Annotated in this window: 15 protein-coding genes; 14 read left to right on the forward strand and 1 reads right to left on the reverse strand. The window is 44.1% G+C overall.

The window, feature by feature from the left end; genetic code table 11:
• Positions 1-31: 31 nt before the first annotated feature.
• The gene (locus NQ519_RS15610) at positions 32-1,111 is read right to left on the reverse strand and encodes a DUF2971 domain-containing protein (RefSeq protein WP_019150233.1); all 1,080 of its coding nucleotides are present in this window, start codon (positions 1,109-1,111) and stop codon (positions 32-34) included.
• Between the two features lie 698 nt (positions 1,112-1,809).
• Between NQ519_RS15610 and nusG the strand changes: the two genes are divergently transcribed.
• The 14 genes from nusG (at position 1,810) to NQ519_RS15680 (ending at position 17,872) form a co-directional block, all read left to right on the forward strand.
• The gene (gene nusG, locus NQ519_RS15615; RefSeq protein ID WP_371173654.1) at positions 1,810-2,841 is read left to right on the forward strand and encodes a transcription termination/antitermination protein NusG; all 1,032 of its coding nucleotides are present in this window, start codon (positions 1,810-1,812) and stop codon (positions 2,839-2,841) included.
• A 24-nt stretch (positions 2,842-2,865) separates the two neighbouring features.
• On the forward strand, positions 2,866-3,285 hold the full coding sequence (locus NQ519_RS15620) for a hypothetical protein (protein WP_044118602.1): 420 nt from the start codon (positions 2,866-2,868) through the stop codon (positions 3,283-3,285).
• A gap of 90 nt (positions 3,286-3,375) precedes the next feature.
• Positions 3,376-4,542 carry an MraY family glycosyltransferase gene (locus NQ519_RS15625; RefSeq protein WP_019150229.1) on the forward strand — a complete coding sequence of 389 codons (1,167 nt, stop codon included), beginning with the start codon at positions 3,376-3,378 and terminating at the stop codon, positions 4,540-4,542.
• A 40-nt stretch (positions 4,543-4,582) separates the two neighbouring features.
• Positions 4,583-5,380, forward strand: coding sequence for a polysaccharide biosynthesis/export family protein (locus NQ519_RS15630; protein ID WP_026076417.1), 798 nt, complete (start codon positions 4,583-4,585; stop codon positions 5,378-5,380).
• An 11-nt stretch (positions 5,381-5,391) separates the two neighbouring features.
• Positions 5,392-7,821: a GumC family protein gene (locus tag NQ519_RS15635; protein WP_019150227.1), complete on the forward strand. Its 2,430-nt coding sequence runs from the start codon at positions 5,392-5,394 to the stop codon at positions 7,819-7,821.
• Complete coding sequence (locus tag NQ519_RS15640) at positions 7,814-8,533, forward strand: tyrosine-protein phosphatase (protein WP_044118601.1); 720 nt, start codon at positions 7,814-7,816, stop codon at positions 8,531-8,533. The genes NQ519_RS15635 and NQ519_RS15640 overlap by 8 nt, the downstream gene beginning before the upstream one ends.
• A 289-nt stretch (positions 8,534-8,822) precedes the next feature.
• Positions 8,823-10,250, forward strand: a complete 1,428-nt coding sequence (locus tag NQ519_RS15645; protein ID WP_019150225.1) for a lipopolysaccharide biosynthesis protein — start codon at positions 8,823-8,825, stop codon at positions 10,248-10,250.
• The gene (locus tag NQ519_RS15650; protein WP_019150224.1) at positions 10,247-11,335 is read left to right on the forward strand and encodes a glycosyltransferase family 2 protein; all 1,089 of its coding nucleotides are present in this window, start codon (positions 10,247-10,249) and stop codon (positions 11,333-11,335) included. The genes NQ519_RS15645 and NQ519_RS15650 overlap by 4 nt, the downstream gene beginning before the upstream one ends.
• Complete coding sequence (locus tag NQ519_RS15655; protein ID WP_019150223.1) at positions 11,319-12,194, forward strand: polysaccharide pyruvyl transferase family protein; 876 nt, start codon at positions 11,319-11,321, stop codon at positions 12,192-12,194. The genes NQ519_RS15650 and NQ519_RS15655 overlap by 17 nt, the downstream gene beginning before the upstream one ends.
• 6 nt (positions 12,195-12,200) lie before the next feature.
• On the forward strand, positions 12,201-13,367 hold the full coding sequence (locus NQ519_RS15660; protein WP_019150222.1) for a hypothetical protein: 1,167 nt from the start codon (positions 12,201-12,203) through the stop codon (positions 13,365-13,367).
• A complete protein-coding gene (locus NQ519_RS15665; protein WP_019150221.1) occupies positions 13,367-14,341 on the forward strand; it encodes an acyltransferase family protein in 975 nt (324 codons plus the stop codon). Before NQ519_RS15660 ends, NQ519_RS15665 begins: the two co-directional genes overlap by 1 nt.
• Complete coding sequence (locus NQ519_RS15670; protein ID WP_083870966.1) at positions 14,313-15,500, forward strand: glycosyltransferase; 1,188 nt, start codon at positions 14,313-14,315, stop codon at positions 15,498-15,500. Before NQ519_RS15665 ends, NQ519_RS15670 begins: the two co-directional genes overlap by 29 nt.
• Entirely contained in the window at positions 15,479-16,717 is a 1,239-nt protein-coding gene (locus NQ519_RS15675) for a glycosyltransferase family 4 protein (protein WP_083870964.1), read from the forward strand. Before NQ519_RS15670 ends, NQ519_RS15675 begins: the two co-directional genes overlap by 22 nt.
• A 75-nt stretch (positions 16,718-16,792) precedes the next feature.
• A complete protein-coding gene (locus NQ519_RS15680) occupies positions 16,793-17,872 on the forward strand; it encodes an O-antigen ligase family protein (protein WP_147513155.1) in 1,080 nt (359 codons plus the stop codon).
• Positions 17,873-17,881 lie beyond the last annotated feature (9 nt).

Below are 17,881 nucleotides of genomic sequence, written 5' to 3' on the forward strand. Positions count from 1 at the left end.
TATAAACAAGAGTCGCAAATGCGACTCTTGTTTATATCGGTTTTATACTTAATTCAAAACTTCGGCTGTTATCATCCAATGCGACATCGTATTCCTTAATTTTATGTCGCTTAGCCCATATACTCAAATGTTCTTTTGTATCTGCGGCGATATACGGGCCATAATAGATTGCTTTCATCCTGTTTCCCGAAGTGATTTCCATGAACTTTGAATTATGGGACTTTTTACAGGTGCACATAAACCGCCATTCCCGTTCATGGCCATAACTGGCTGCATCCTTATACAAGAATGCTTTACGCCAGTATAATATGTCAGGAAATGAAGGCGATGACAGTCCTGTTGCCGTGGAAAATTCATTGACCAAGTTCCAGCTTGCAATTTCCGTTGCGTCGTATTTCGTATCGGAATAGATAACGGGATATAATGCCGGATAAACTTTCTCGTCCTGCTCTTCGGTTTCTTCTCCGACAATCGGGCCTCGTAAGTCATATTCCAACGCAAAACCTCTATACCCATCGGCATATCTGTCCCACATATGGGCCGAATGGACGTCCTCGGTAAAGCAGGCTATTTTTGTTTCCGTATTTTGACGGGCCGCACTGATTTGTTGAGTGGCAAGAGGTGAAATATTATCTAAAATCTGTTGTTGAATATGTTCTTTGCTGTATTCCCAACCAGCAATTATTTCCTCGTCAGAAGCAGTAGTATATAAGGACACCAGCTGTGCGGCATTGGCTTCGCCGTAAAGATGAACCAATGCTTCAGGGAAACGTCCTGTTTGTCGGACTTCATCTATGATGCTTTTTTGAAATTCCCAGTTGAAACCGAGATTGACATCGTTGCGAATTTTGTTTTTGTTTACATATACGACCGAATCGAACCTATCCGGAAATAAATCGGCAGAACAAAGCGTTATGGTATTGTGCTCGAAAGACATGACACTGTGCAAATTCGCACTTCGGAACCGAAACAATCGCTCCGGGACATTGGGTTTAACCAAGTTCTCGATTGTTTGGAGTTGTCGCTGAATTTCTTCTGGCGGTGTCCTTTGAGGTAACACCGTATCTTCCAATATTTGTTTGAATCGTTCGTTTAATTCAGTCCTGTCCATACCTCAAAGATATGGAAATTCTTGAGAAAATTACGTTGGATATCCGAAAACAATATCTGCAAGAGAATCTGCCGAGAACAATGGCCAACTTTTTTCCGACTGGATGGTTTCTTCCTAAGAGACCATATTTGTTGTACAAAAGTACAGATTATTGTCCAAAGGGCCAAATAAAATTCGGTATTTTTTATGCGCCAAAATCCCCCCCCCTCCGAAAAACGATTTGTAAATTAAACACTTGCATCATAATATATATTATTGGATCGGACAAAATCATCCTTAATGAATCAGGCGATCCGTTTTAGAAAAAAAGCGGAATTGTTGACAACGAATAATAATTATTCCGGTCTATAAAACAGATAATCACGATTTATGGTCTCTTAGGAAGAAACCATAAGATGAAATTGCGTTTTTCTCCTTAAAATCAAGGGGATTTTTAATTGCGAGGCAGGGTCAAATGATGGGAACACGAATTTGACCTTGTTTATTTTAGAAACACAGTAGAGAATAGATGATATTTTCGGAATTCTCTCGCATTTTGGGTACAATCTATTGTATATCAGCGCATTCGACAACAGCGCCGATATGGCTTTGAATTGTCTATGGGAAAGAGTGGCTCACCGGTGCAGCCGATGCAAATCGATTCTCGCTCCTTCGGAAAATCCCAATCCGTTTCCGCCGCTCCGGCATATCCGGAACGCATGAGGGATACGCACGTCGTCAGATGGTACGTGCTGGTGCTCCCTTCATGCCACAAAGGTCCGGCCAAGGGGCTGCAAGAGGAGCTCGAACGCCGCCGCAGAAACGGAGAGCCATCATTCGAATATTTCGCACCTTCGTATGTGGAGGTGAAAAAGAGAGACGGCAGGTTTGTCGAGACCCGTCGCCCGTTGTTGTATAACTACGTATTCATCCACGCTTCGGAGCACGAAATATACCGGATGAAACAATGGCTGCCCCTATACAATTTCCTGCCCCGCATCAAGGACGGGAAATGCGAATACCATCCCTATCTCTCCGAGGAGGCGATGACGAACCTGCAATGGGTAGCCGATTCCTATTCCAACGTGATCCCCGTCTACACGCCGCAACCGGAGCAACTTATCAAAGGCGACCGGATACGCATCACCGAAGGGCGGTTCAAAGGAGCCGAAGCCAGCGTCATCATTCAGCCCGGCGCCGGGAAGCGGGATATTATGGTTTGCGTGGAGAACTACATGTGGGTCCCGCTGCTGCGCGTACAACCCGGCCAATATGAGGTCATCGCCCTGAACGACGACGGCAAACACGTCTATACCCGTCTGGGAAACGATCGGCAGCTCTTAAAACTGCACGAGGCATTAGGGCGTTTCCACCGCCCGGGAGACGGAATAACCGAAGCCGACCGCAAGCTGGCCGCCGAAACAGTGCAACAATACGGCAGCCTACGCATGGATTCCGACATCATGCGCAGCAAACTCTACGCAATGCTGCTGCCGGCCTACACGATAACGGGGAACCGGCAGGAATCCGAAAAACTGATCGGAACTCTCCGAGCGATGCTGCCCCTCGTCAAGGCGGAGCAATCCCGGGCACTTCTTCTCACCACGCTCTACGGATGCACGAACAGTTGCCTTTACCACGCCCAGGCACACGAGATCATCGACAAATGGCGGCAGGAGGAGAATCCCAAAAAGAGCAAACAACAACTCATCCGGCGGCTGGAAGACTATGACCGCTGGCTGGGGCACTGACACCCCCGCAACAGAATCCGATCTATGAAAAGCACCGAAATCGCCGGAATTCCGGACAGTCAGCAGCCTGTTCGGGACGCAGAAGCGCCGGGATTACGCCTGATGGCTTTTCTTTCAGCCCATCAGGCCGAAATCATGGCCCGGGAAAAAGACAATGAACGATATGCCTATCTCTATGGTTTCGAGAGCTATTGGGTGGCTTTCGAACACTCGGCCTATCAGTTGTGCCGGTTGTTTCCCCGAAGCGATACGTCGATCATCCGCTTCGTCACCTATCCATTCCCCGTCGTGATGGCCTCAATCACGGATACCGAACTGTGCGCCTACTCCCGCCGCCATCTCCTGAAGGCCGCCGAACCGGACCGCCGGGTGCTGACGGCGGAAAAACTCTCGTTCGAACATTACCGGGAATGGCACCGGACAGAAGTGGAAGAACTGACATAGGCATCCGCACCTCCATACGAACATACGGATTCGACCGTTCCGTCCGAATCCGGTGAACAGACCGCCATTCCACAAGATCATTTCAAACATATGTCGCCGCTTTACAGCCTTTTAGTCTCCTTCTTCCTCTCGCTGCTGGTCGTCAGTTGGATTCATCCCCGTCTGGTCAAGATCGCCCTGCTGAAAAACATCGTGGACAATCCGGACGCGCGCAAATTGCAGCGCACTCCGGTTCCGGTTCTGGGAGGCGTCGCCGTCTTCTTCGGCATCGTGATCGGCATCGGAAGCGTCGAAAGCGCCGTGAACAGCTCGGGACTGCTGATCGTCATCATGGCCATGATGGCGATGCTCTACACCGGGACGATGGACGACATTCTGAACCTCTCCCCGGCCCTGCGGTTCCTGATCGAAATCCTCGTCGTACTGTTGCTGATCCATGCGGGAGGCTACTGCATCGACGATTTTCACGGATTATGGGGCATCGGCCGAATTCCCCGATGGATAGCCGTTCCGCTGACTGTCGTCGCGTCCGTGGGGATCATCAACGCCATCAACCTGATCGACGGCGTGAACGGACTCTCTTCGGGATTCTGCATCCTGGCCTGCATGATGTTCGGCACGCTGTTCTATCTGTCGGGCGATATGAAAATGACACTTCTGGCCGTGGTGTCGGTCGGAGCGCTGATCCCTTTCTTTTTCCACAACGTCTTCGGCAAAACATCGAAGATGTTCATCGGCGACGGCGGCACGCTGGTGATGGGCATCATCATGTCGATTTTCGTCATCGAAATATTGCAAAGCGGCTCGCTCTGCGCCGCCTACGTAGGGGAGAGTATCGGGCTGATCCCTTTCGCGCTCGCCGTCCTGTGCATTCCCGTGTTCGATACGCTGCGCGTCATGTCAACCCGCATCCTGAAAGGCACGTCGCCCTTTCATCCCGATAAGACGCACCTGCATCACATGTTCATCGAATTGGGCGCCTCGCATATGGCGACGACTCTGGCGATTCTGTCCCTGAACGTGTCTGTGGTCCTGTGCTGGTGGTTGCTGGCCGTGTCGGGCGCCCCGATCGACGTACAGCTGTATGCCGTCGCAGGAATGAGTCTGCTGGCCACATTCGGACTGTATCATTTCATGCAATGGCATCTGGACCGCAATACGGAATTGCTGCGCAAAATCCGCCGGATAGGGTACGGAATCCACATCAGCCGCACCCGAGGGTTTATCTGGCTGCAAAAGACGATCGACCGGATTTGACGCCGCCATCGTAATGGAAACAAATCATTCAATCGCAAATATGAGAATCACAAACATCCTACGGGTATCGGTCGCAGCTGCGCTGCTCAGTTCATGCGCCACACCGAAAATCGCTTATTTTCAGGATATACAGCCGGGGACAGCGGAGGAGGTGTCGAGCGCCACGGAGATCCGGGTGCGGCCGGAAGACAAGATCTCCATATTGGTCAACAGCAAAGATCCGCTGCTGGCCAATCTGTTCAATCTCCCCATCGTATCCCGGCAGATCGGCACGGTCTCGTCCGCCTCGTCTTCGAATAGCCAGGGCATATCCGGATATACGGTAAACAAGGAGGGCGACATCGACTTTCCGGTATTGGGTCCGGTCCATGTGGCCGGCATGACCCGCGAAGAGATCGCCGCCCACATCAAGCACGAGCTGATCTCGCAGGACCTGGTCAAAGACCCTGTCGTAACGGTCGAGTTCATGAACCTGACGGTCTCGGTTTTAGGCGAGGTCGTCCACCCCGGACGTTTCAGCATCGACAAGGACCGGCTGACGCTGCTGGATGCCATCAGCATGGCCGGGGACCTCACGGTCTACGGCAAACGGGACAACGTGCTGGTCCAGCGCGACGAAAACGGGAAAAAGGTGCTTTACAAAGTCAACCTGAATTCGGGGCACGACCTCTACGCATCTCCGGTCTACTACCTGCAACAGAACGACATCGTATACGTCGAACCCAATTCCGTACGGGCGCGGCAGGCCACCGTGAACGGGAACAACGTCCGTTCCGCGTCTTTCTGGATGTCGCTGGCCTCGCTGCTGACAACCATCACCGTATTAATCGTGAAATAAGAAAATAGAATATGTCCACCAATCAAAAAAGACCGACGCAGGCCGATGATTTCATCCGAATACAGGATTTGCTATATCTGTGCCTGGCCAAATGGAAATGGTTCGTGCTGTCATTGGCGGTGACGGTAGGCATCGCCGTCTTCTACCTGCTGCGAACCCCTGCGGTTTATACCCGGACGGCATCGGTCCTGATCAAAGACGATTCGAAGGGCAAATCGGTCTCTTCGGACCTGGAATCCTTCTCGGAATTCGGGCTGTTCCAGTCGAGCACCAACGTAAACAACGAACTGGTGGCGCTCCAGTCTCCGGCCGTGATGACCGAGGTCGTGAAACGCCTGCATCTGGATATGAACTACACCGTTCCCGGCCGGTTCCACCGGCGGGTCGCCTATGGTCCGACCCTGCCGGTCAGCGTCTCGATAAACGATCTGTCCGAAAACGAATCCGCCGGCTTCACCTTACGCATACTGCCGGACAGCACCGTCCGGCTGTCCGATTTCACCCGCAACGGCAATGAGTTCGACGACGAAATCTCCGGGAGGTTGTCCGACACGGTAACGACACCCCTGGGAATCCTGAAAATAGAGACCACGCCCCACTACAAAAGCCAAGAGCCGTATACGCTGTATGTCGTTCGCAGCAGCCTGCACGGAACGGTGGGGCAGTACTCCTCGAACCTGTCCGTAGCCCTGAGCAGCGAAAAGACATCGATCGTCAACCTCACATTCCGGGATCATTCCATCCAGCGCGCCGAAGACATTCTCAACACGCTGATCTCCGTTTACAACGAAAACTGGGTGAAGGATAAAAACCAAATCGCCGTCAGCACCTCGATGTTCATCAACGAGCGTCTGAGGGTGATCGAGCGGGAGCTCGGAAACGTGGACGAGGACATATCGTCGTACAAGAGCGAACATCTGCTGCCGGACGTGCAGGCGGCCTCCAGCATGTACATGGCGCAGAGCAACCAGACGAACGCCCTGATACTCACGCTGAACAACCAGCTCTACATGACGCGATACATCCGGAACTACCTGACTAACGACGCCAACAGGAACCAGCTGCTGCCGGCCAACTCGGGCATCGAGAGCGCCAACATCGAATCGCAGATCGCAGAATACAACAAACAGCTGTTGCAGCGCAACAGTCTGGTCGCCAACAGCAGCACGCAAAACCCGCTGGTCGTGGATATGGATCAGGCGCTGACCGCCATGCGGCATGCCATAGTCCAGTCCATCGACAATCAGATCGTGACGTTGAATGCACAGATCGAGAGTTTGCAGCAGAGCGAACAGCAGACGACATCCCGTATTGCGGCCAATCCCACCCAGGCGAAATACCTGCTTTCGGTGGAACGCCAGCAGAAGGTAAAGGAAGCACTGTATCTGTTCCTGCTCCAAAAACGCGAGGAAAACGAATTGTCGCAGGCATTCACGGCCTACAACACCCGCATCGTCACCCCGCCGGGAGGCAGTATGCTGCCGACATCCCCGGTACGGAAAAACATCCTGCTGGCGGCAATCGCATTGGGACTGCTTATCCCGGTGGTCGTCATCTTCCTGAGGGAGAATATGAATACGAAAATCCGGGGACGCAAGGACCTGGAAGGCGTGGCCGTGCCGTTCATCGGCGAAATTCCGCTCTTCGCACGCCGAAAAAAGGGGGTGTTCCGGGACAAAACGACCGATGTGAAAGCCGTCGTGGTCCGGGAGGGGTGCCGCGACATCATCAACGAGGCTTTTCGGGTGCTGCGCACCAATCTGGAATTCATGACCGGCAAAGACCGGAAGTCGAATGTCATCGTCATGACCTCGTTCAATCCGGGCAGCGGCAAATCGTTCCTGACGATGAACATCGCCGTGAGCCTTGCCATCAAGGGCAAGAAAGTGCTGGTTATCGATGGCGATCTGCGCCACGGCTCCAGCTCGGCCTATGTCGGTTCGCCCAAACCGGGACTGAGCGACTATCTGAGCGGGCGCGTGGAGCGTCTTGCCGACATCATCGTGACCGACAAGAGCCATAAGCATCTGGACATCCTGCCCGTGGGCACCATACCGCCCAATCCGACCGAACTGCTGTTCGACGAGCGGCTGAAACAAGCGATCGACGCCGCAAGGGAGCAATACGACTACGTGCTGATCGACTGTCCGCCGATCGAACTGGTCGCCGATACGCAGATCATCGAGAAACTGGCCGACCGGACTATCTTCGTGATCCGCGCCGGGCTGCTCGAACGGAGCATGCTCGTTGAACTGGAAAAGATCTACGACGAGAAAAAGTACAAGAATATGTCCATGATCCTGAACGGCACCGAAGAAAGCGGCGGCCGCTACGGATACGGCTATCGCTATGGTTATCACTACGGTTACGGCTCAGGATACCACTATGGCTCCGACGAGAAGCCGAGGGGGGGGGAAAATGGCTGGTCGTTAAATGATTGAAACCATGAATCTCTGGCCGTTCAGAAAGCGCGTTTCATTGCAGGACAGCGGTATTTTCAGCGGATTCACCGACTGGCACTCGCACATTCTGCCGGGTGTGGACGACGGCGTGCGGACGATGGGGGAGTCTTTGGAGATTCTGCGTCTGTACGAAAAGCTGGGAGTAAGATCCGTATGGCTCACGCCGCACATCATGGAGGACATTCCCAATACCACCGCTCATCTGCGGGAGCGGTTCGCGGAACTGCAAGCCTCTTATTCGGGGAGTGTCGAACTGCACCTCGCAGCCGAAAACATGCTCGATGGTCTTTTCGAGGAGAGGCTGGAAAAGAACGACCTGCTGCCATTGGGCGAAAACGGCGACCATCTGCTGGTGGAAACCAGTTGTTTTAGTCCGCCGATGGACTTGTACGGCATATTGGAGCGGATCAAGGCCAAAGGCTACTATCCGGTTCTCGCACACCCCGAACGATATGGCTATATGGAGAAAGAAGAGTACCGACGGATAAAAGACATGGGCGTGAAGTTGCAACTCAATCTCTTCTCAATAGTCGGCGCATATGGAAAACAGATCCAAGAAAAAGCCGAACAACTTCTGAAATTCGGGGTGTATGATTTAATCGGAAGTGATTTACACTCGGAAAAATCAGGCACGACTTATTCCCGGAAACGGTGTTGTATTAACATAAATAAATTAGTGCGAAAGCAATGAAGGTAACTAACATTGCATCGGGTCCTTCGTTCTATTAAATATCTTTCGAAGCCGTTTAACTTTTCGAAACAGCTTACAGCTTCGTTATCCGCTGTTTATTTGTGTATAGATGGGTATTACAACTTGTTCTTTTGTGATTTTCATAATGAAAAAATTATATAAAAATCAATCAACAACCAAATTAACATTAACACAAACTTATATTTGTCAGGTATCAGATTATATCCCTGTTCGGTACTCTATGATACTCTTATAATACGAAATTGAATCTATTAAATAACAAACAGCCATGCTTGAAAAACAAGTTGCTGTGAAAAGCACATTTTGGGCTGGAATAGAGCAATACACCACACAGGGTGTGCAATTCCTTTCAAGCATTGTAATGGCTCGATTACTACTACCTGAAGATTATGGCATTTTGGCAATGCTTTTTATCTTTATGGATTTGTCTGCGATGATTACGGATATGGGCTTTACCACTTCATTAATCCGAAAGCAGAATTGCACGAAAACAGATTACTCCACCGTATTTTACATTAACGTTGGCATCTCCATTCTATTATATGGCATTTTTTGCTTAAGTTCTTCAGCAATCGCCAAATTTTATTCACAAACCGTTCTACAGCAGATTATTCCAATAATTGGGACAACCTTTGTCTTAAACGCATTATATGCCATACCGTCAACGCTACTCACTAAAAATCTAAGGTTTAATGTCAGAGCTCAAATAGTGATTTTAGAATCCATTCTATCTGCCATATGCGGCATCACTCTTGCGTATATGGGCTATGGACTATGGGCTTTAGTCATTCAAATTCTTATCAAATCTTTTCTCCGTTTATCTCTGTTCTCTATTGCGGCCAGCTGGAAACCGGGGCTGATATTTTCGATCCAATCCTTGAAAGGATTGTACGGTTTTGGTTCTAAGGTGTTTGGCGCAAATATTTTGTTTACGATTTATCAGAATGTTTATAGCGTAACTATTGGCAGATTCCTCTCCCCGGCAGCATTGGGATATTTTACAAGGGCCGACGGCTATAGTAAATTAATCCCCATAAACATAAGTACTGTGTTGATGAAAGTCATGTTACCCTTGATATCCAAAATTCAAAATAACAATGAAGAATTAGTTTCAATAAATAAACAAACGATCGTTGTCACATCATTTGTTATTTTCCCATTATCCATGTTCCTGGCAGGTGCGGCGTCGCCATTGATTTCTGTAATTATCACAGATAAATGGCTTCCTTGCGCTCCGATACTACAAATTTTATGTTTAGCTATTATGACTGAACATATAGCATGGATAAACTGGGATTTCATTTTAGCAAAAGGGCATTCAAGCCTTGTGTTAAGAAATAGAATCATGGTCTGCGTGTTCAGTATAGTTGCATTATTCATTGCCATAAAATTTGGTATTATATGGATAGCAGTTGCAAAAGTGGTGAGTTCCTTATTTACTGTAGCTGTCAGTATTTTTTACTTGAGGAAAGTCTTACCTATTAAATACAGAACATTAGCAAAAGAGTTGACAACAATGCTTTTGACCTCAATGCTTTTGGGCGCAATTATATATTTAGCGTTCATGCACTTATCTTATACTATACTGAATCTTCTGATTGTCTTGGCCACGGTGTCAATCTTGTACATAGGTATTTCTAAAATCCTGTTTTGTGAGCCATTAACTACCATACTAAACTTGTTGAAACAAAAATGAGTTATCCGAAAGTCAGTATCATCATTCCTATCTATGGAGTTGCTGATTACATTAGCAACTGCTTAGATTCAGTAATCGCACAAGATTATAAGAATATGGAAGTGTTATTGATTAACGATTGCACTCCTGATGACAGCATACTTATAGCCAAACAAATCATTGCTATATATGAAGGCCCCATAGAGTTCAAAATAATAAATCATCAAACCAATCAGAAACTAGCCGCAGCACGCAACACAGGAATCCGTAATGCGAGCGGAGAATTTCTTTTCTTCTTGGACAGCGATGACAAACTATCCCCTAATGCTATCAGCAGCCTTGTCAATGAGGCTATCGCTTCGGGAGCAGATGTTACTACTGCTAACCGTAAAGCCATAGATTGGGAGACTGGAAAAACATATAAAATGCTTGAGGGTGATTACCCCCGTTTGAGAGTTACACATATCGACCGGGCAAAGAATATCCAAATTCATGGTACTGCATGGAATAAGTTGATACGGCGCGATTTTGTTATCAAGAACAAACTGTATTTTAAGGAAAGAATTGTCTATGAAGACGATTTGTGGATGTTCCAACTCTATTGCTGCCGTCCAAGTTTCAGTTGTATCACAGACGTCACTTATACATATTATATTAGGCATTCATCAATAATGCAAACATATTCAGAACACCATTTGTTGTCAAGAATTGTCGTAGCGCAAGAAGCAATTGCATACCTGCCACAAGTGAATAGAGAAATGCTTGCTTACGCTTGTTGGTCGGCTGAAAATTTTCGCCAAGGTGCACTTATCTCATGCTTAACCAATGTCAAGGGCCTTGCCTCCTATGGTCGCATATACGAATATCTATATCGATACGATATCGATTACAAGAACTATATGTCGTCGAAATATATAACATGGACAGCCAAATTAAGGTTTTTGGGCAACACCATGCCATCGAGTATTGGGAAATGGTGGAATCTCCTATTTATCAGGATAATGCTTTGGAAAGATCGCCACAATTACCCCTATTTAATAAAAAATAAAATTCATTTGAGCTCTTCATTTTGGAATAATCTACGAGAAAATGGCATTGGGAGATAAAATACAGAAATTGCTTCGACTGATCGTCAATGATATAAAAGTCATATTCGGTAAGCGTATTTTAATTACTGCTTCTGTCAATATCGACTATAATGGAGAATTGTTTCATTCTAACATAGGAGATGACTTAAATTATTATTTCCTCCGTGAGATATCTGTCCGCCCTATAGTAATAGCGAGCGAAACACTTTTAGCAAAATACTTATGTAAAAATTATCTTGTCATTGGCTCGACAATAGCCATGCTGAGCAATAAGAAAACTGTTATTTGGGGTGCAGGTATGATCGACAAGGTTTTGCCTGTCAATATACGGATAGGCGATATTAAAGCAGTAAGAGGCCCCTTGACACAAGAAGCCTTAAATAAAAAAGGATTTAATTGCCCTTCTTGTAACGGCGACCCTGCTTTGCTTTTACCACTTCATTACCAGCCTATTGACATAAAGAAAAAATATGAGATCGGAATTATTCCACACTATGCAGACCTTAACTTACTAAACCATTTGAGCAAATTAAAGGATATTCATATCATTCCTACACGGGGATACGATGACTGGCATTGCTTTATAGATGAGATACTCCAATGTCGTTGTATTGTATCGTCATCCTTGCATGGATTAATCATCGCCGAAGCATATAATGTCCCTTCACAATGGATAGAATTTGATGAGGCTGAAGATCGCGACCACTTCAAATACCATGATTTTTACTTCTCAATAGGTAAAGAACAGACACCATTGCATATCAACACCAATACGACAAAAGAGGATTTAATAGCCGAATGTAATAAGTGGGAAGCAGGCACAATGGATTTGAAGAGTTTGATCGCCTCATGCCCATTTCCTATCAATATACATTAAGCGGGAATGAAAACAGTTACTATCCTGGAAATTGCCAATAACGGCAATTCAGTTTCCATCTCATTGGATATAGACGGGAACAAAGAAATAATATCCACAACTTTCTCTGAAAATGTCACACAATACATAACCACGGACCGTATTGATTCGGTGATTATGGGCTTAATATTGTTTGCCATTAAACGTGGATATGATTTCAAATCCGACATCCCTATATCGGAAAGCCTATATTACAATCTCACCAATCATTTTATCGATGCAATCGCATCAACAAATGACCTGCATCACCCTCGGATAATTGCCCCAATAATCCCTGATATTGATGTTACAGGCAATATAATCGCAACAGGCATATCGTGCGGAGTAGATTCACTATACACAATCTATACGCATACGAATATGGTACCAGACAACCATAAACTCAATCATCTGGTTTTCCTGAATGTGGGTTCCCACCATTCAGGGAAAAAAGAAAAAGATTCTCAAAAATTGTTCTTAGGTCGCAGGGATTTATGCCGCAATTTTTCGAATGAAGCCAATCTGCCATTAATCGAAATAAGTTCTGATTTGTATGCTATATTTGACAAATACGATGACGGATATTCTCATGTCGAAGAGCATACATATATGGCTCTCTTTTGTATGCTATTGGTACAAAAAGGTTTGATGATTTATTATTACTCATCAGGGTTACTCTATTCGGATTTTAATTGTAAATATATACCCAACAACACTTTTGACGCTGCTTTATATGATCTTTTGATTCTGCAATGTGCATCTGTCGGAAATATCAAGTTCATTTCTGCTGGCGGCAATATCAACCGGATCGAGAAATTGAGATCTATCTGCAGCTATAGTCTCGCTCATAAATATTTAAATGTGTGTGTGGCCGATGTGAATAATTGCGGTACATGTTTCAAATGCGTCAGAACAATGCTCGAATTAGATGCTATAGGTAAATTACACTTGTTCAAGGAAGCATTCGATGTGAATGGCTATATGTCAAACAAGCCTCATTATCTGGAACAATGCTATATAGGAAGTCTTCGGAAAAACAGATTTATGGTAGAACTAATTCCATATTTTGAAAACAACCTGACATTTGCATTCAAGTTAAGAGCCATCTCAAAAAAAATAATTCAAGTTTTACACAACAGGTTAAATCGGAAGTAATGGCACGACAAAGAGCGCTGAATGAATATGACTTATTAAAGGTTTTTGCTACATTTCTTGTCGTGATAGGTCATGTTACAATAAGATATAACACCACATCATATCCAGCGCTCAATACGACCGTCCCACAAATCATCACGCAAAGTATATACCTGTTCCACATGCCATTATTCATGGCTCTAAGTGGAGCAGTATACAAATTAGGCGAACTAAAATATAATCAGTTCCTTTCTTTTGTCAGAAACAAAGCACAACGATTGATTATTCCCTATTTTTTTGTTGGGTTATTCTTTTTAATCCCATCTATTTGTTTATTTCAAGTTCAAAATAACAGTGAAATCTTCAAGCTAATAGGTAATCTTCTATTGGGACGAGATTGTCGCCATTTATGGTATTTACTAGCTTTATTTGAAATACTTGTGGCGCATTACATCCTTACAAAATGGAGTAAAATAGATTTGGCTTTTTTGTTGGTTGGAAGTATAATTATGTCAACATTTTATTCGAATTATTTCGACGATGGTCTGTTTTCCATAAATATGGCAGTCAGGTATTATCCTTACTTCATTACAGGAGCATTGATAGCGCAAAGAAAAGCAATCCCGACACCTTGCTTTTATGCACTATCAGCTATGCTGATTGCCTTAATAATTAAAATAAACCACTATGCGCAGATCGATATACTGTTGAGCATTATCTTGCCTATTCCCATAATCGTCCTTTTCATTGTAGAAGCCCGTCTTGTTATGAATAAATACACATTCGACAAGACATGGTTCAGAATCATTCTGGAATACAGTTTTTCCATATACTTATTTCATGTGCCAATCATCTACATATTTGACAAAGTCGTACCATTTGTAAATCTACCGGTGTCAATAACAACTACTATCATAGTTGCGATACTTGCATCAATGTTTATTGCTGTAATCATAAGATTGTTACATGGAAGACGTTTTATTGGAGAAAAGTGATCATAGACATCCCGATGTTATAATCTTCATCCATAATATCAATCTATGCGGCGGTACAGAAATTATGGCTTTGAATCTGATGGAAGCCATGAATTCATCAGATTTGAAGTGTCGAATACTATCGCTTATTCCTTATAAGGGGGACAATGAAAATATATTATCATTTCATCAATCCGCAGTAAAGCAATATCTACAAATAGCAAAGTCGCCAATATATAAACTGCTTGCACCACAGAAACATTCACACATATTAAAGAACCTATTAAGTAATGTAGTAGAAACAATACAGCCCAAATTACTCATTAACTTTACATATGACCTTTTACCCGCCACTCCTGAAAACAATGGAAAAACTCAAATGTGCGGAATTTTTCATTGGTCTGTATATGGATATGAACAATCAATTATTAAACAAATTAAACATAAACCATTTTTTCAACGATACTTATCTTCAGCATTGTTTACTTATAACACAAGGGAAATCCATCATAGTTTGCTCCGTTTAGATAAATTGATAGTTCTTACCCATGCAGGGAAAAGGGAAGCATTAAGTCTCACGCCCAAGATATGTGCTAAACGGATTCATGTAATTCCCAATTTTATTCCATACGATAAACCATGCCAAAATATTTCTGCCCTAAACAACAAGATTGCCATATTCGTAGGCAGATTGAGCAACGAAAAAGGTTGTTATCGTCTTTTAGATATTTGGGAGGCAATATCCCATAAGAACCCTGATTGGCATTTGAATATATACGGCGAGGGAAATGAACAGAGAGGAATGGAGTATATAATCAAACAAAAGAAACTTCCCAATATTCATTTCTGCGGATTTCAAAAAGATATTGCCAATATATATAAAAATGCTGATATACTATTGTGCACTTCCGACTCGGAAGGGTTCGGATTAGTATTGGTCGAGGCAATGTATTATGGAGTCATCCCATTTTCATTTGACTGTCCTGTTTCCCCCCGAGAACTAATTAACAATGCAGGAGTATTAGTCAGATGCTATGATTGTCAAGAGTATGCGCATCTTGTCAATGATTTAATAGCATCACCAGATAGAATGAAACAACTACAGTTTAATGCCATAACGCAAGCCATAAAATTCTACCAATCAACAATCATTGAGCAATGGAAAAGGCTTATCAGCTAAAGTATTATGTCATAATAACGCCATTTTTCCCTACAGACTCCAAGTTTCAAGGGCCATTTATATACGACCTCGTTAGGGCTATCGAAAAGTCTGGAAAGTATAAAGGAGTACTTGTGTTCAAGCCTAAAAGCAACCATGATAAAAGGTCATTTTATACCTACCAAGGCATAAAGGTTCACTTGTTTAAAATGGTTAACTTGCCTTCATACATCTTTAATGGCTCATTAAATTGGCTAAATGCCAAGCTATTCATTAGGGCTCTAATGAAGAGCAAAATCAAGGCAGACGAAATTGCAGTAGCACATGGGCATACATCATCATTCGGGGCTTTATGCCTTGCTTTGAAACGATTTAACAACAATATAACGACTATATTACATCACCATGACCCAGATCCTTTCACAATCAGAAATGGTAGATATGCAAGCAATTTGCTTAACCTATATATACGAGCGTCTATTAACATTAAACTATTTGAGAATATAGATTTGCATATAGCTATTAGTAATTATGTAAAAGACAACCTGCTCGCATTTCCACTATGTGCAGACTATGAAATGTTTCCTTCTTATTTGAAACAAATCAGACTATTAAGTAAGCTGCATTTGCCGAAATGTAGAATCAAGAATACATATGTGCTTTACAATGGCGTTGATCTTGAAAAATTTCATCCTGCTCACAAAGATATTAATCGTAATGACTTTGTGATTGGATGTGTTGCAAACTTTGTTGATTGGAAAAATCAAATTACCATACTTAAAGCTTTGAATATATTGGTCAAACAAAAACAAATCACCAATCTAAAAGTCTTATTCGTTGGTAGTGGTCCGGAATTAAAAAACTGCATCAATTATGTATCCGAAAATAATTTAATAAAACAAGTTGATTTTTTAAGCGAAGTAGATCACTCTTGTTTACCATCATTCTATCATCACCTTGACCTGTTTGTCTTACCAAGTTATTTCGAGGGTTTTGGGTGTGTTTATACCGAGGCATATGCTTGTGGAGTTCCATTTATGTGTTGTGAACACCAAGGTGCTGCAGAATGTATAAAACCAAGTGAACGGGATAAATGGCAATTTCCTCCTCACAACTATAATGCATTGGCAGGGTTGATTGAGCGTCAATATAAGGAACGGAATACGCAACACCTATGTAAGGATTATGATATCAATATTCTCGTAGGGCGTTACCTCGCAACAATAGAAAAGTTATAGCATATGCCATTTCTACAAAAAAGATTGTTGCTATTATTCCTTATAGCAAACATGACCGCCGAATACATATTGCTGATGCCTGTATCCAAGTTCTTATTCTTTAGTGTATTGGGATTATCTGTATGTTTCTTGTTACAGCGATTTTTATACGCGGAAGCCATTGCAATGTGCCCGCATATTTACGCATTAGCAGCAATTCTAATAGTATACCAATTATTATTCGGCTATCAGAGTACTTCTGAAGAATCGTTGACATACTTCGTAGGAAAACTTGCCTCTTTTGCAATAATGATCTTGTCCATAGGGACAGACTTCGAATTTTATCTAAGGAGATCAACTTTGCCATTCTCATACGTAATCTTAGCTTTGGTTATATTAGGCTGGTTTGTTCACCGCACATCATCCATATCAGTAAATTACTATCTTTTTGGTTTCGCTAACAGAAATGCAGCTTGCACATTGTCAGCCATCGGATTTGCCGGTTTTCTTTTCGCAAAAGATAGTCATTCCAAAATAGACTATTTGTGGATGAGCATTTTGCTGGTCACAGTATTAGTAGGAGGAAGCCGTAACGCTTTGGCGATGTGCGTTATTTTTATTTTTGTTCGTTATGGCATATCTATGCGCTTAATTGCTGTTATGCTGACGTTGGCAGTAATAATTGCCTTTGTCCTACCTGAACTTGGCATAAGAGTTACTGCATTTGAACGCTTGTTAGGCACAATCTCAGGCGAAGTGCCGCTTGATAGGATAGCACAACGTCAAGGAACCATGATGATGATCCAAGAGAGACCATGGACAGGCTGGGGATTAGCCTCGCCAATACAAGGCAAAGCGTTGAATATTTCTCAATTTGGGGCACATAATGGTTACTTGACTTTAATAATGTATATAGGCCTCCCATTGGGCATCACATTCATAACTGTCATAATTCATGGAGTAATTAAAAGATTAAGGCTCTTAAGGTTCAAAGATAATGCACTAAATTATCATATAGCCGTGATATTCTGCATACTATTTGGAGCCAACCAAGAAGATTATCTTGTCGGTGTCAACCAAATTTCCACCAATCTGTTTTTTGTTTCATTTGTGGTTACAGGTGTCTATAGTTATTATTTGAGAAACGATTTGATTGAATTCAATGATGAAAAATGATATACGTCT

The sequence above is a fragment of the Alistipes senegalensis JC50 genome (assembly GCF_025145645.1).
Lineage (GTDB): Bacteria > Bacteroidota > Bacteroidia > Bacteroidales > Rikenellaceae > Alistipes > Alistipes senegalensis.

Excerpts from the sequence above, each read along its gene's own strand:
- NQ519_RS15610 (WP_019150233.1), bottom strand. The coding sequence starts at position 1,111 with ATGGACAGGACTGAATTAAACGAACGATTCAAACAAATATTGGAAGAT.
- nusG (WP_371173654.1), top strand. The coding sequence starts at position 1,810 with ATGAGGGATACGCACGTCGTCAGATGGTACGTGCTGGTGCTCCCTTCA.
- NQ519_RS15620 (WP_044118602.1), top strand. The coding sequence starts at position 2,866 with ATGAAAAGCACCGAAATCGCCGGAATTCCGGACAGTCAGCAGCCTGTT.
- NQ519_RS15625 (WP_019150229.1), top strand. The coding sequence starts at position 3,376 with ATGTCGCCGCTTTACAGCCTTTTAGTCTCCTTCTTCCTCTCGCTGCTG.
- NQ519_RS15630 (WP_026076417.1), top strand. The coding sequence starts at position 4,583 with ATGAGAATCACAAACATCCTACGGGTATCGGTCGCAGCTGCGCTGCTC.
- NQ519_RS15635 (WP_019150227.1), top strand. The coding sequence starts at position 5,392 with ATGTCCACCAATCAAAAAAGACCGACGCAGGCCGATGATTTCATCCGA.
- NQ519_RS15640 (WP_044118601.1), top strand. The coding sequence starts at position 7,814 with ATGATTGAAACCATGAATCTCTGGCCGTTCAGAAAGCGCGTTTCATTG.
- NQ519_RS15645 (WP_019150225.1), top strand. The coding sequence starts at position 8,823 with ATGCTTGAAAAACAAGTTGCTGTGAAAAGCACATTTTGGGCTGGAATA.
- NQ519_RS15650 (WP_019150224.1), top strand. The coding sequence starts at position 10,247 with ATGAGTTATCCGAAAGTCAGTATCATCATTCCTATCTATGGAGTTGCT.
- NQ519_RS15655 (WP_019150223.1), top strand. The coding sequence starts at position 11,319 with ATGGCATTGGGAGATAAAATACAGAAATTGCTTCGACTGATCGTCAAT.
- NQ519_RS15660 (WP_019150222.1), top strand. The coding sequence starts at position 12,201 with ATGAAAACAGTTACTATCCTGGAAATTGCCAATAACGGCAATTCAGTT.
- NQ519_RS15665 (WP_019150221.1), top strand. The coding sequence starts at position 13,367 with ATGGCACGACAAAGAGCGCTGAATGAATATGACTTATTAAAGGTTTTT.
- NQ519_RS15670 (WP_083870966.1), top strand. The coding sequence starts at position 14,313 with ATGGAAGACGTTTTATTGGAGAAAAGTGATCATAGACATCCCGATGTT.
- NQ519_RS15675 (WP_083870964.1), top strand. The coding sequence starts at position 15,479 with ATGGAAAAGGCTTATCAGCTAAAGTATTATGTCATAATAACGCCATTT.
- NQ519_RS15680 (WP_147513155.1), top strand. The coding sequence starts at position 16,793 with ATGCCTGTATCCAAGTTCTTATTCTTTAGTGTATTGGGATTATCTGTA.